Origin of the sequence: Novosphingobium lindaniclasticum LE124 (genome assembly GCF_000445125.1) — a bacterium.
GTDB classification, from domain to species: Bacteria; Pseudomonadota; Alphaproteobacteria; order Sphingomonadales; family Sphingomonadaceae; genus Novosphingobium; species Novosphingobium lindaniclasticum.
This window is the reverse complement of sequence record NZ_ATHL01000076.1, coordinates 313,698-326,223: the sequence shown is the minus strand read 5'-3', so window position 1 is coordinate 326,223 and position 12,526 is coordinate 313,698. Positions and strand designations below refer to the sequence as shown.

Below are 12,526 nucleotides of genomic sequence, written 5' to 3'. Positions count from 1 at the left end.
GCAATCCCATGTACGCGGTTGATGCGGCGTGATAACGTAGGCCTGCCGAGCCTCTCGGCCGTGATGGAGGATTGTCATGAAGGCATTGCTCGCCCTGGCCTCGATCACTCTTCTCTCCGCCTGCGCCGCGACGCGCCCTATCGAGACTCACGCCGCTTCGGCCGCGACGGATTTCCCCCATGCGCAGAGAGTCGCCATAACGCTGTGGAATTCTGGCTTCACGCCTTCGAACATCGACTTCGTGGCGGGCAAGCCTCACGTTCTGATGCTGAAGGACAGCGGCGCCGGCGGTCACGACTTCAACGCGGCCGAATTTCTCGCCGCCGCCGCGATCGCGCCTGCGGACGCTTCGCAAGTCGCCGGCGGACGGATCGAGCTTGTCGGCCACCAGACAGCCTCGATCCACGTCATACCCACCGCTGCGAGTACAGGCCGGCATGTACCCATTTCGGCCATGCGGCGCTGGGCATGATGGTAGGATCACGGTTCACTGACACGACCGACAGGTTGGACGTGCATAAATGGGGAAGGAGCGGCATGACGGTTTCCAATGAAGCGATATTGGCGGTGATTGCAGAGGAATCCGGCCTCGACGCGGCCGCTCTGCGCCCGGATGCCACTTTCGAACAGCTCGACATCGGTTCGCTCGACGTTGCCAGCACGCTGTTTGCAATAGAGGACAAGTTCGGCGTCGAAATCGATCCCGATCAATTAAATCCGGCCTCCACCATCTCCGACTTCGTCGATCTCGTGCGGCAACTCCTGCCCTCATGAGGCGGAAAGTCGTCCTGACCGGCTATGGCTGCGTCAGCGGCCTGGGAGTGGGTCTTGCGGCAACATGGCGAAGGATGGCGGCAGGTAAGGGCGCGATCCGGCGGCTCGCCGATGAGCCCGCCACCGAGGCTCCAGCCCGGCGCATCGACGGCCCTGCCGCCTGGGTGGACGTGGATGCCTGCCGGAAAGCGCTGGCCGCAGAGGATCTGCGGGCGATGGGGCAACTCGACCCGCTTTCGCTTTATGCTCTGACCGCAGCGCTGGAAGCCGTGGAGGCGGCCGGACTGCGCGGCCATGCCTCGCTTGCACGCCGCAAGGCCATCCTCGTGGGCTGCGGCAGCGGCGGCAATGCGACGATCGATCAGGCGTTCGAGCGCCTCTATGCGCGGAAGCTGGGAAAAGTTCACCCCCAGACGATACCCGCCTCGATGATGTCGGCCCCCGCCAGCCATCTGGCGATGCTCGTCGGAAGCCATGGTCCGACCTTCGCGATCTCCAGCGCCTGCGCCTCTTCCGCCCATGCCTTGGGCGAGGCGATGCACATGATCCGCGCTGGCCGGGTCGATGTGGCGCTGGCGGGGGGCAGCGAAGCGTGCTTGACGCCGGGATCTTGGGTCGCCTGGAACTCGGTCGGCGTTATGGCCGACGATACCTGCCGCCCGTTCTCGCGGGATCGGCGGGGCATGGTGCTGGGCGAAGGCGCGGCCATGGTCGTCCTGGAAAGCGAGGAACATGCCAAGGCGCGGGGCGCCCGCGTGCTGGGCGAGCTGGCCGGCTACGGCAGCACCAGCGACGCCGCCGACATGACCGCGCCGGACCTGAACGGGATCGAAGCCGCCATCCGCATGGCCCATGAAGACGCGGGGATCGCGCCAGAGGAACCGGCGCTGGTCTCCACGCACGGCACGGGAACCCGGCTCAACGATCCGGTGGAGGCCGCTGCGCTCGAGGCGGTCTACGGCTCGGCGCTACCCCGCCATACGGTCATCGCCACGAAGTCCGCCCATGGTCATCTGATCGGCGCCACCGCTGCCATGGAGTTCGTCATCGGCATGGAAGCGCTCGCGCGGGGCCTGGCGCCGCCGGTGCTGGGCTATCTCGGCACCGACCCGCAGTGCGACCTGCCGCTGGCGCTCGCGCCCACCCCCACCCCCATCGATAACGGGGTGCTGGTCTCGAACAGTTTCGCGTTCGGCGGGCTCAACGCCGTGCTCGTAGGCAGACGCAGCGCATGACCGCCACTGCGCACATCAACGCCATTGGCACGGCGGTCCCGCCGCATCAGGTCCATGACGCTTTCGTCGGTTTCGTGCGATCTTCCCTGCAGGATTCCGGCCATGCGCGGCTGTTCGATCGCATGGTGGCCCGCTCCGGGATCGAGCGGCGCTTCTCCTTCATCGAGCCTGAAGTTCTGCCCAACGGCCGCATCACCGATCGTGACCGCTTCTATGGCCTGGGAGATTGGCCAACGACCGGCGAGCGTATGATCCGCTACGAGCGCGATGCTCCCGCTCTGGCCTTGCAGGCAGTACGCGCCCTCAGCCCCGACATCGCTGCGGAAGGCGTGACTCATCTCGTGCTGGCATCCTGCACCGGCTTCGTCGCGCCCGGACTGGACCAGCTGCTCGTCGCGCAAGCCGGGATCGACCCTGCCGTCGAGCGAACGGTCGTGGGCTTCATGGGCTGCTATGCCGCTGTTAACGCCCTGCGGCTTGCGCATCACATCGTCCGCTCCGAGCCCGAGGCCCGTGTGCTGGTGGTCAACCTCGAGCTTTGCACGATCCATTTCCAGCGCACCCAGGATCTGGAGAAGCTGCTCTCGATGCTGCTGTTCGGGGACGGTGCTGCGGCCGCGCTGGTCACGGCGGAGCCTCGGGGCATTGCACTTACGGACTTTCGATGCGCTGCCATCCCCGGCTCCGGCGAGGCGATCACCTGGCGGATCGGCGACCAGGGTTTCGACATGCACCTCGACGGACAAGTGCCGAATTTCATCGCCAACGCCCTGCGGTCCCAACGCAGTAGCAACGATGAAGGGGGCCTGTTTCGCGGAGTGTCCCCGGCTCACTACGATCTCTGGGCCGTCCACGCCGGGGGCCGGACGATCCTCGATGCGGTGGAGCGCGCGCTCGACCTTCCTCCTGAAGCGCTTCACCCCTCGCGAGAGGTGCTGCGCCGCTTCGGGAACATGTCGTCGGCGACGCTGATGTTCGTGCTCGCGGCCATGATCGACGACTGGAAGAGTGGCAGTGCGAATGGCGGGGCGAACAGAGCGCAAGGGCAGGGAATGGCCATGGCATTCGGGCCGGGCCTTGCCGCCGAAACCTTCCGGTTCAGGATGGCACCCTCATGACCGACTTGCGCCAGCGATCCCCCGAGCCCGAATGGATGGACGGCGATGCCGTGACGCCGGAGGAATTCGCCGCCTGCATCGAGGATCTGGCCAAAGTGAACACCGTCACGCTCGCCCGGCCGCCGACATTGACCTTCCTCGACCGGGCCTTCGCCGCGACACCATCGCAGCGTGTGCTCACCGTAGTCGATGTCGGCTTCGGCGCGGGCGACATGCTGCGTTCGCTTGCCCGTCGGGCCCGGCGCCGCGGCCGCGTGGTGCGGCTCATCGGCTTCGACATCAACCCGCGCAGCGAACCGGTCGCCCGCCGCCTGACCGCGCCGGACATGGCGATCGATTATAGGACCGGCGACGCCTTCGCGATGGCGCAGAACGAGCCTGTCGACCTGGTGGTGAGTTCGCTGGTCACGCACCATATGTCCGACGCCGGGATCGTGGACTTCCTGCGATGGATGGAGCGCAAGGCGGAACTCGGCTGGTTCGTGAACGACCTGCATCGCAATGCAATCGCCTATCACGGCTTTACGCTGCTGTCGGCGGCCATGCGCTGGCATCCCTTCGTGCGCCACGACGGCCCGCTGTCCATCGCCCGCGCTTTTCGCCGCGACGACTGGGACGGTCTGCTCGCGCGCGCCGGCCTTGGCGGCCGCGCGAACGTCCATTGGCGGTTTCCGTTCCGGTACTGCGTGGAGCGGACGAAATGGTAGCGCCGGTCGCGGTGCTGGGCGGCGGCCTTGCCGGTGCCTCGGCCGCTCTTCGCCTTGCACAGGCGGGGATCGGCGTCGACCTGTTCGAGCGGCAGGCCGGCCCTCATCACAAGGTCTGCGGCGAGTTCCTTTCCGTCGAAGCGCAGCGCGATCTTCATGACCTGGGTTTCGATCCGCTGCGGCTGGGCGCCGTGCCGATCGAGCGGATACGCGTGGTGCGCGGAACGAAAAGCGTGGAATCCCGGCTGCCCTTCACGGCCCTGGGGATCAGCCGCGAGGTTCTCGACCAAGCGCTGCTCGATGCCGCCGCCCGCGCCGGGGCGCACGTGCACCGCGGGGTGAAAGTCGTCGCGATGGACGCGGGCGGCATAGACACCGGCGCCGGCCGCTTCTGCCCCGAAACGGTGTTCCTCGCCACCGGCAAGCACGATCTGAGAGGGGCAAAGCGGCCGGAACCCGGCGCGCGGGGCGATGAAATCGGCTTCAAGATGCATTGGCGGATCACGGCCGAGCAGGATGCCGAACTCGGCTCCGCCATCGAACTCGTGCTGCTGGACGGCGGCTATGTCGGGTTGCAGCGGGTGGCCGCGCGCGTGATGAATGTCTGCGCGCTGGTGCGGCGCGAAGGCTTTGGCGGCTCCTGGAACGGGCTGCTCACGGCAATTGCGCGCGAGCCGCATGTCGCGCGCAGGCTCGACGGCGCTTCCGAGATGCTGCGCCGACCCACGTCGATCGCGGCACTGCCTTATGGCTACGTCCACCGCCCGGGCGACGACCGCGAGAGCCTGTACCGCCTTGGCGACCAGGCCGCGCTCACCGCGCCGCTGACCGGGGACGGCATGGCGATCGCCTTGCGCAGCGCGGCCCTGGCTGTCGCCTGCCACCGATCCGGGCGCGGCCCTTTGGACTATACCCGCATTCTTCGCCGCGAGGTCGGCGGCCAGGTGCGTAGGGCCATGGCGCTCCACCGCCTCGTCGGCTTGCCGGTTCTGCCGCTGACGCTCGGCTTGCTCAGGCTGCACCCCTCGCTGCTGGGCCGTCTGGCAGCCGCGACCCGGCTCGGCCGTCTCGATGGTGCCCGCAGGATCGACCGACCGGGCCCTCCCGGCGCAGAAGCGGCCTTCTCGGACCGCTAGGCTTACAGAGCTTCGCTTTCCTCGATCGCCGCCTCGACCATGGCGGCCCAGGTAGCGGGATCGCCGGTGCGGGCCATCGCTTCGGAGGGTTCGCGGATCGTGCGGAGAACCGCGTCCGCCTGCTCCAGATAGGCGCGCCATGTTTCGTCGACGGCGGTCGCAGCCGACGCTTCGACGCCGTCCGCATTGGCGCTATGATCCAGCCCGGCCAAAGCGCGTGCGATCCGCTGTGCAAGCGGGGTGTTTGCTACATCCATCTCGGTCTCCTTGCGCGAGCGTAACCACGTGGGGCCAGCGCTTGTTCCCGCCCCACGCAGAGTCGACTCGGCCTCCGGCCCGCGTTCAGCTGCTGGATGATCGCCGCGCCAGGATCCAGTCGTCCACCACCCTTTCGAGGACCGTCAGAGGCATGCCGCCGCCCGCTAGCGCGGTATCGTGGAAACTGCGGATGTCGAACCGGTTGCCGAGCGTGGTCTTGGCTTTCTCCCGCAGGCGGACCCATTCGTTGTGGCCGACCTTGTAGGCGCAGGCCTGACCCGGCCAGCTGCAATAGCGGTCGATTTCGGAGGTGGCGCCGCCTTCGGCACGGCCCGTATTGTCGATGAAATAGCGTATCGCCTGGTCGCGGCTCCATCCCTTGGCATGGATGCCGGTATCGACCACCAGGCGCACCGCGCGGAACAGCAGGCTCTGGTAGAAGCCGACGCGGCCCAGCGGGTCGTTGTCATAGGCGCCGAGTTCGTCGGCCAGCTGCTCGGCATAGAGGCCCCAGCCTTCGGAATAGCTGGAAAAGAACAGGAGGTTCATCAGCTTGGGCGCGGCCGGGCTTTCCTGCTGAAGCGCGATCTGCAGATGATGGCCGGGGATAGCCTCGTGATACGTGAGGGTGGGAAGGCCGAACTTGGGCCAGTTGGCCGTATCCGTCAGGTTGATCCAGTAGATGCCCGGACGAGCGCCATCGAGGCTGGGCGAATTGTAGTAGCCCTGCGATGCGCCTTCCTGGATCTCGGGCGGGACGCGCTTGATCTCGACGCCGGCTTTGGGCAGGCGGCCGAAAGCTTTGGGCAGCAGGGCCTGCATGGCCGCCATCTGCTCGTTCAGATGGGCCACGAGTTCGACTTTCGCGGCATCGGTGTTGGGATAGACATTGGCCGGGTTGGCGATCAGCGCCGCCATGCGCTCACCCACCGTGCCTTGCGTGAATCCTTGGGATTTCAACAAGGCGTCCGAGCGGGCGGTGAGGTCGGCCACCTGCTCCAGTCCGATCCGGTGGATTTCTTCGGCGGAGAGGCGGGTCGTGGTGATATAGTTCAGGCTATTGGCATAGTACTGCGCGCCCTGCGGCAGCCGCGCCACCGAGGCGTCGTGTCCGGCCTTGGGCAGGACGGCCTTGAGAGCGTCGTTCTGGCGCTGCAAGGCCGGATAGACCCGCTCGGCGACGAGCTTGCCGACCCGCGCGGCCCAGTCGCCGGGGATCGCCTTTTCACCGGTGCGCCGGGCGATCGATCGGACCAGCGTGGATTCGCCCGCCGGCGTAGCCAGCATGCCCGCCTGAAGACCGATGGTCTTCTGGAGGATGAAGTCGGGCGGAATGACGCCCAGGCCAAAGTCCTCGCGCATGCGGTCGGTCTCGGCGTCGAGGACACCCGCGAAGTCGTTGATGCGCGAGACATAGGCCTCGGCGTCGGCGGCGGTCTTGATGGTATGCTGGTTGTCGAGGAAGTCGCCGGTGTTCAGGTAGGCGCCGCCGCCCTGACTGACGCGGTAGACCTGCGGCCAGCCGCCCTGGCCGTACGGGATGGCGAAAGTCCTGATCACGGCATCGAGGTTCGCGGCGATGGTGTCGTAATAGAGCGCGTCCCGGGCGCCCAGCGAGGCGCGATTCAGCGCGCCAAGTTGCGCCCTTGCGGTGCGCACGAGGTTGCGGTTCTTTTCCTCTTGCGCGCGGGTGGGGATGGTGAGGCGGGATTTCAGCCCCGCCCGCGCCCCGACGTCCAGGCCCAACTGCGTCGCCGTCTCTGGCGAAGCGTCGACCTGGGCTTCGAAATACTTGTCCATGAAAGCAGCCAAGGCGGGGTCGGAGGCGGCTGGCCTGGATACGCGGGCGAGCGCCGGCCCGGCGGCAGCAACGGCGGCTCCTGCCGATGCGGAGGAGAGAAAGCGGCGACGATCGATCATGAAGCTCTCGCAATAGTTTATGGCGGCAACCTACGCGATGGACCGAGGACGGCAAGAAGATCCTCTCACAATCGATCCGGCGCCGACGCTATGGCGGAGAACCTCGTGCAGGGTGTGCTCCAGCGCCTGGAATCGGGATGGCAGAACCTCCCCCTGGGGCTACAGGACCGGCACCGTGACCCACCCGTCCGTCGTGGATGTCAATCCTCCTACGCCTGTTCCCTATCCGCACGCTCCGATCCATGCCGCCTGAACGATGGCATGGACCAAACCTTGGAGTGATACCGCAGGGTTCCCGCGATCTTTATCTGCTTCCTCGATCGATGGTCTCGACATGAGGAGAATGAATATGTCCAAGCGTTTCGTCATTGCGCCGGCTCTGGCTTTGGCAGCCGTGGCATCGCCCGCCTTCGCACAGGACAGCGGAGATTTCGCCGGCCCGCGTATCGCGGTTACGGGGGGCTGGGATAACGTGCAGCACGGCGGGGAGAACGCCTCCGGCTTTACTTACGGAGCCACGGCCGGCTATGACGCCGCCCTGGGATCGGTCCGTATCGGTCCGGAAGTCGAGTTCAGCGATTCCACCCAGAAGAAGACGTTCGCAGCCGGCGCCACTCGCTACACCGAGCGTGCGGACCGCGATCTCTATGCCGGCGCACGCCTGGGCTATGTCGTCTCGCCCAGCTTCTTGCTCTATGGCAAGGTCGGCTACACCAACGCACAGTTCACGATCCGCGAGGATGGTAAGCACCGCAACGATCGTTCGGGCCTGCGCGCCGGCGTCGGCGCGGAATATGCCGTGACCCCCACGGTGTTCCTGACCGGCGAGTATCGCTACTCGAACTATTCGGACAGCTATTCGCGCAACCAGATCCTGGGCGGTGTCGGCGTCCGGTTCTGATGTAAATGACGCAAGGAGGAGCGGCGAGGCGCACCACTCTTCCTTGGTTACCTGACCATACGCCGCGATCCCTGTGCCGGGAGGCACGGCGGCGCGAGACGAACGATGGCCTGGAATGTCGCGGAGCTGTTTACGATGATAACCGTGGTGATCGTCCGGGGGCGTCGGGAGAAAGCGTTCGAGCCCGCCTTCGAAGCCGTTTAAGCAAAGCGGTCAAGCGGCTACGAACGTCTCGGCCTCGCCGAATGAAAAAGCGGAACGCTTCTTGGAGCGGCGGATGGCGCACAGCCGGGTCTCGCCGTCCCAGAGTTCGGCGTCACGCGTAGCGGCGTGACGATGCGCTGCGACGAGCGCCTCAGGCAGATCCGGAGCCTCGAACTGCAGCGCGTCGTCCGCCCCGTCGGGATGCGCGAACCGAAGTGTATAGACTTTCATTCCTATCCTCCCGGCGCTGGGAACCTTTAGGGTCCTCACAGGCGCCGTACCCTGGTCTGACCTGCCTTTAACAGCCTCGAAATGCAGGAAAAGGGAAATAGTTCCTGAGGGCGATGACGCGAGGACAGGAATCTGCGCTTCTCTGGCGGATCAGACCAGCCGCCCGGTGCGGATTAGCTCCCGATACCAGTCGGCGCTGAGTTTGGGGGTGCGCTTCTGGGTCTTGAAATCGACGTGGTGAATGCCGAACAGCTTGGTATAGCCGTCCTCCCACTCGAAGTTGTCCATCAGGCTCCAGAGGAAATAGCCGTCGATCGGGTATCCCTCGCGCACGGCGCGGTGCAGGTGCGTGATGTAGTTGCGCAAGTAGGTGACGCGGTCGGCGTCGTAGACTTTTCCGTCCGGGGCCACGGGATCGTCGGCCGAGCAGCCGTTTTCCGAAATGTAGAGTTTCTTCGGCTGCCACAATTCGCTGACGCTGCGGATGGACCAGTAGAGGGCCTCCGGCGTCATGTAGAGCCAGGGCGAGGCCATGCGCGGCGAGTTGGCGAGGTGCGGCAGGATTTCGTAGCCGCCGGGCGTTGCCGCAGCGCGCACGGTGTTCGAAGTGTAGACGTTGAGCGACAGGAAATCGAGCGGGCTGCCGATCGCCTCCATGTCGCCTGCCTGAACTTTGGGAGCGTCCTTGCCTTGCGCGGACAGGTAGCTGTCGATGTAGCGGCCTTCCATGATCGCGGTGAGGAACATGGCGTTTTCCTCGCGCATGGCCTTCTTGGTCGCTTCGATATGCTCGGCGGTCTCGATGGCGGGCACGAAGATCGTGGCATTGTCGGCAAGGCCAACCTGCGTTCCCGCCTTTGCCTGCGCGCGAATGGCCTGAACCCCTAGTCCATGCGCGAGCACGCCATGGTGACGCACCTGGTTGACCTCGTCCATCGGCAGCCGCAGCCCGGGCGCCTTGTTGCCGTTCCAGTAAGCGAGGTCGGTGAAGCAGCGCAGTTCGTTCACTGTCATGATGTGCTTCACACGGTCCGACGTCTTGCCCGCGATGAAGCCGGCGTAGTCGGCAAAGGCATAGGCGGTGTCGCGCGATTGCCAGCCGCCCCGCAGCCCGGTGGGCAGGTCCCAGTGGAACAGCGTCATGTGCGGGGTGATGCCCGCCGCCAGCAGGCCGTCGATCAGGCGGTTGTAGTAGTCGAGGCCCTTCTGGTTCGGCTTGCCCTTGCCGCTCGGGAAGATGCGCGACCAGGCCACCGAGAAGCGATAGGCCTTGACGTCCAGCGCCTTCAGCAGCGCGATGTCCTCTTGGTAACGGTGGTAGCTGTCACAGGCGACATCGCCGGTACCGCCGTCGGTGGTCTTGCCGGGGGTGTGGGCATAGACGTCCCACACCGTCTCGCCGCGACCGTCTTCCTTCACCGCGCCTTCGATCTGGTAGGCCGCAGTAGCGCAGCCCCATTGGAAGTCCGCCGGAAATGACAGGGCTTCGGCCGCACCTCGCCCTGCGGCCGACACCGCAGGCGCGCCGCCTTGCGCGGCGGCAGTCCGGCCTCCCAAGGCCGCGCTAAGCGCTGCGGCGCCGAGGCCCATGCCGAGTTGGCGGCGGTTGATTCCGGTCATCTCTCTAAACTCCCTCACGTTTTCCAACACCAGGCTTATTGCCCGCCTATGACCTTGACCAGACCGTTCAGCGACTGCCCGCTGGGCAGGGGCTGGCGGCTGCTGAGCTTGCCCGAGGCGTCGTCCCACACCAGTTCGGCTTTCTTGCCGCCGTTCTTGCCGCTGTAGGCATTGGTGGTGCCGTCGTCATCGTAGAGCGTGAACGTGGCGTTCGCACCGGGATAGACGCGAATGCTTTCCAGCGCCTGTTTCGTTGCCGTGCTGGGCACTTGCGCGCCGACAGGGACGATCGAGCCTGCCTTCACGAAGACCGGAATGCGCTGGATCGGCGTGTTTACCTCCACGGTCTGGCCGCCTTCGTATCGCTGGTTGGTCCAGTAATCGTACCAGGCACTGCCGGCGGGCAGGTAGACCGCGCGTCTGGTCTGTCCCTGCTCCGTCACCGGGGCGACGAGGAACGCCTTGCCCAGCATGTACTGGTCGCCGATCGTCGCGGCCTTGGGGTCGTGCGGGAAGTCCATGAACAGCGCGCGCATGAACGGTGCGCCGGTTTCATACGTGCCGTGCCCCAGCGCGTACAAGTAGGGTATCAGCGAATAGCGCAGGCGCAGCCACTCGGCCAGGATCGGCTCGGCCGCCGTACCGTATTCCCACAAGGCGGCGGCGGGGCGCTGGCCGTGGATGCGCAGGGTAGGCGTGAAGACGCTGTACTGGAACCAGCGCACGAAGAGTTCGGGGTAGTCCGGGTAATCCGCCCCCATCGCCGTCGCCCCGGCGGGATCGACCAGCACCGGGTGCTCGGCCCTGGGCCCGCTGGGCCACTGCCAGCCGCCGATATCGCTGCCCCAGTAGGCGAGGCCCGAGGCGGTGAAGTTGAGGCCGGTCGGCACCTGCCGCCGCAACGCTTCCCAGGTGGACTTGACGTCGGACGACCAGAACAGGCTGCCGGTTCGCTGCGAGCCGAGGTAGGCCGCGCGCGACAGGATCATGTTGCGCATCCCGGGTCGGTCGCGGGCCGATCCTTCCGCCGCGCCCGTCGTGTGCACGAGGGGAAAGAGGTTGTGATAGCGATCGCCCGAGCCGATCGAATAGAAGTAGCCGTCGGGGATGAGGTCGGGCTCGGTCTCGTCCAGCCAGAGCCAGTCGAAGCCCTGGCTGAGGATATTGTCGCGTACCGTGTTCCAGAACCAGGCGCAGGCCTCTGGATTGGTGCTGTCGATGAGGGCGCCGGCGCGGTCGAACCGCATCGGCAATCCGTCTACCGGCTTGCCTTCCTTGTCCTTGAGGAACCAACCCTTTCCTTCCAGCATGTCGAAATAGCGCGATTCCCGTTCGAACCGGGGCCAGACGCTGATGATCGAGCGCATGCCCAGCGCTTTCAGCCGGTCGTTCATGCCCTTGGGATCGGGGAAGAAAGTCCGATCGATGTCGATCTGGCCCATGCGGGTCCAGTAGAACCAGTCGAGCACCATGACATCGAGCGGCAGTCCCCGCTGGCGATAGCCCTCGGCGATGCCGAGCAGTTCCTGCTGGGTCTCGTAGCGCGCCTTGCTCTGGATCAGCCCGAAGGCGGCTTTCGGCGGCAGCGGCGTCTCTCCGGTCAGCTTGGCGTATCCGGCGTAGAGATCGTCGCTGGTCCTGCCGGTGATGACGAAGAACGACACGCGCTCGCCCACTTGCGACTGGAAGCGCGTGGCCGAGTGTAGCCCCGGCCAGACCAGCGTGCGCGCCGGATTGTCCCAGACGATGCCCCAGACTTTGCCGTTGGCCTTGGTAGTGACGAGGAACGGCACGCAGACCGTCTCACCCGCCGGAGCGTCGTAGTAATGGGCGCAGTCGATCTGGCGGCCCTTGAGGTCCAGCGTGCCTTCCTGGTTCTGCCCGAGCCCGTAGTAGTGCTCGTCAGCCGAGGCCGCGAAAGTGGCGCCGACTTTGAAGGTCTTCTCGCCGTTGACGGTGACCGGGGCCATCTCCCAGCCCGTCATCTTCGTCAGCACATCGCCCTGCGCATCGCGGATCGAGAGACTGACCGGAGGCAGGGAGGGCGCGAAGTAGCGCTCCATCTGACTGGGCGCCTTGAGCCAGGGCTTGGCGTCGACCGTCAGGCTGAGCGCCGAGGACGCGAAGACGTCCCCTTCGGCAGTGGTGCTGTGGCTCCATCCTGCGGAGTCGGGCTTGGCGTTCGGCCCCTCGCCAGGCGCTGCTTCCGCGAGTTCCGGATCGAGCGCGATGGTCACGCGAACGATGTTGGGCGCGTAGGGCTCCACCGCCACCCGCGTGCCGTTGCGATCGAGCAGCGCCAGGGGCGCGGCCAGCGCGGGCAGGGACAGGGCGAGACAGGACATGCCCGCCGCGCTTGCCAGAATCCGCGTCTTCATCCGGGCCTTGGTGTTTTCTACGATCATCGCACTCCCCTGTTCTC

Annotated in this window: 12 protein-coding genes; 7 read left to right on the top strand and 5 right to left on the bottom strand. The window is 66.0% G+C overall.

Going from position 1 to position 12,526, the window contains the following annotated elements; translation table 11 throughout:
• Nucleotides 1-76 precede the first annotated feature (76 nt).
• The 6 genes from L284_RS47965 (at nucleotide 77) to L284_RS36570 (ending at nucleotide 4,970) form a co-directional block, all read left to right on the top strand.
• Nucleotides 77-472: a hypothetical protein gene (locus tag L284_RS47965; protein ID WP_021234307.1), complete on the top strand. Its 396-nt coding sequence runs from the start codon at nucleotides 77-79 to the stop codon at nucleotides 470-472.
• A gap of 65 nt (nucleotides 473-537) precedes the next feature.
• Nucleotides 538-774: an acyl carrier protein gene (locus L284_RS47960; RefSeq protein WP_021234306.1), complete on the top strand. Its 237-nt coding sequence runs from the start codon at nucleotides 538-540 to the stop codon at nucleotides 772-774.
• The gene (locus L284_RS36585; protein WP_021234305.1) at nucleotides 771-2,009 is read left to right on the top strand and encodes a beta-ketoacyl-[acyl-carrier-protein] synthase family protein; all 1,239 of its coding nucleotides are present in this window, start codon (nucleotides 771-773) and stop codon (nucleotides 2,007-2,009) included. Before L284_RS47960 ends, L284_RS36585 begins: the two co-directional genes overlap by 4 nt.
• Nucleotides 2,006-3,127, top strand: a complete 1,122-nt coding sequence (locus tag L284_RS36580; protein WP_021234304.1) for a type III polyketide synthase — start codon at nucleotides 2,006-2,008, stop codon at nucleotides 3,125-3,127. The genes L284_RS36585 and L284_RS36580 overlap by 4 nt, the downstream gene beginning before the upstream one ends.
• Nucleotides 3,124-3,834 (top strand): methyltransferase domain-containing protein, encoded by a 711-nt coding sequence (locus L284_RS36575; RefSeq protein WP_021234303.1) that lies wholly within the window; start codon nucleotides 3,124-3,126, stop codon nucleotides 3,832-3,834. Before L284_RS36580 ends, L284_RS36575 begins: the two co-directional genes overlap by 4 nt.
• Nucleotides 3,828-4,970, top strand: a complete 1,143-nt coding sequence (locus L284_RS36570) for an NAD(P)/FAD-dependent oxidoreductase (protein WP_021234302.1) — start codon at nucleotides 3,828-3,830, stop codon at nucleotides 4,968-4,970. Before L284_RS36575 ends, L284_RS36570 begins: the two co-directional genes overlap by 7 nt.
• Nucleotides 4,971-4,972: 2 nt before the next feature.
• Here L284_RS36570 and L284_RS36565 read toward each other — a convergent pair whose 3' ends face one another.
• Nucleotides 4,973-5,227 carry a hypothetical protein gene (locus L284_RS36565; RefSeq protein WP_021234301.1) on the bottom strand — a complete coding sequence of 85 codons (255 nt, stop codon included), beginning with the start codon at nucleotides 5,225-5,227 and terminating at the stop codon, nucleotides 4,973-4,975.
• Nucleotides 5,228-5,312: 85 nt separating this feature from the next.
• Nucleotides 5,313-7,148, bottom strand: a complete 1,836-nt coding sequence (locus tag L284_RS36560; protein WP_021234300.1) for a DUF885 domain-containing protein — start codon at nucleotides 7,146-7,148, stop codon at nucleotides 5,313-5,315.
• Nucleotides 7,149-7,497: 349 nt separating this feature from the next.
• Here L284_RS36560 and L284_RS36555 point away from each other — a divergent pair, with 349 nt between their 5' ends.
• Entirely contained in the window at nucleotides 7,498-8,049 is a 552-nt protein-coding gene (locus tag L284_RS36555; protein WP_021234299.1) for an outer membrane protein, read from the top strand.
• 213 nt (nucleotides 8,050-8,262) lie between these two features.
• On the opposite strand, the gene L284_RS0124250 is transcribed toward L284_RS36555, so the two are convergent.
• The 3 genes from L284_RS0124250 to L284_RS36545 all read right to left on the bottom strand — a co-directional run bounded on the left by L284_RS0124250 (nucleotide 8,263) and on the right by L284_RS36545 (nucleotide 12,482).
• A complete protein-coding gene (locus L284_RS0124250) occupies nucleotides 8,263-8,484 on the bottom strand; it encodes a hypothetical protein (RefSeq protein ID WP_021234297.1) in 222 nt (73 codons plus the stop codon).
• Between the two features lie 150 nt (nucleotides 8,485-8,634).
• The gene (locus L284_RS36550) at nucleotides 8,635-10,104 is read right to left on the bottom strand and encodes a GH1 family beta-glucosidase (protein ID WP_021234296.1); all 1,470 of its coding nucleotides are present in this window, start codon (nucleotides 10,102-10,104) and stop codon (nucleotides 8,635-8,637) included.
• A gap of 35 nt (nucleotides 10,105-10,139) precedes the next feature.
• Nucleotides 10,140-12,482: a glycoside hydrolase family 31 protein gene (locus L284_RS36545; RefSeq protein ID WP_407635845.1), complete on the bottom strand. Its 2,343-nt coding sequence runs from the start codon at nucleotides 12,480-12,482 to the stop codon at nucleotides 10,140-10,142.
• Nucleotides 12,483-12,526 lie beyond the last annotated feature (44 nt).

What these genes read in the sequence shown, in the direction of transcription:
- L284_RS47965 (WP_021234307.1), top strand. Translation starts at nt 77, where the DNA reads ATGAAGGCATTGCTCGCCCTGGCCTCGATCACTCTTCTCTCCGCCTGC.
- L284_RS47960 (WP_021234306.1), top strand. Translation starts at nt 538, where the DNA reads ATGACGGTTTCCAATGAAGCGATATTGGCGGTGATTGCAGAGGAATCC.
- L284_RS36585 (WP_021234305.1), top strand. Translation starts at nt 771, where the DNA reads ATGAGGCGGAAAGTCGTCCTGACCGGCTATGGCTGCGTCAGCGGCCTG.
- L284_RS36580 (WP_021234304.1), top strand. Translation starts at nt 2,006, where the DNA reads ATGACCGCCACTGCGCACATCAACGCCATTGGCACGGCGGTCCCGCCG.
- L284_RS36575 (WP_021234303.1), top strand. Translation starts at nt 3,124, where the DNA reads ATGACCGACTTGCGCCAGCGATCCCCCGAGCCCGAATGGATGGACGGC.
- L284_RS36570 (WP_021234302.1), top strand. Translation starts at nt 3,828, where the DNA reads ATGGTAGCGCCGGTCGCGGTGCTGGGCGGCGGCCTTGCCGGTGCCTCG.
- L284_RS36565 (WP_021234301.1), bottom strand. Translation starts at nt 5,227, where the DNA reads ATGGATGTAGCAAACACCCCGCTTGCACAGCGGATCGCACGCGCTTTG.
- L284_RS36560 (WP_021234300.1), bottom strand. Translation starts at nt 7,148, where the DNA reads ATGATCGATCGTCGCCGCTTTCTCTCCTCCGCATCGGCAGGAGCCGCC.
- L284_RS36555 (WP_021234299.1), top strand. Translation starts at nt 7,498, where the DNA reads ATGTCCAAGCGTTTCGTCATTGCGCCGGCTCTGGCTTTGGCAGCCGTG.
- L284_RS0124250 (WP_021234297.1), bottom strand. Translation starts at nt 8,484, where the DNA reads ATGAAAGTCTATACACTTCGGTTCGCGCATCCCGACGGGGCGGACGAC.
- L284_RS36550 (WP_021234296.1), bottom strand. Translation starts at nt 10,104, where the DNA reads ATGACCGGAATCAACCGCCGCCAACTCGGCATGGGCCTCGGCGCCGCA.
- L284_RS36545 (WP_407635845.1), bottom strand. Translation starts at nt 12,482, where the DNA reads ATGAAGACGCGGATTCTGGCAAGCGCGGCGGGCATGTCCTGTCTCGCC.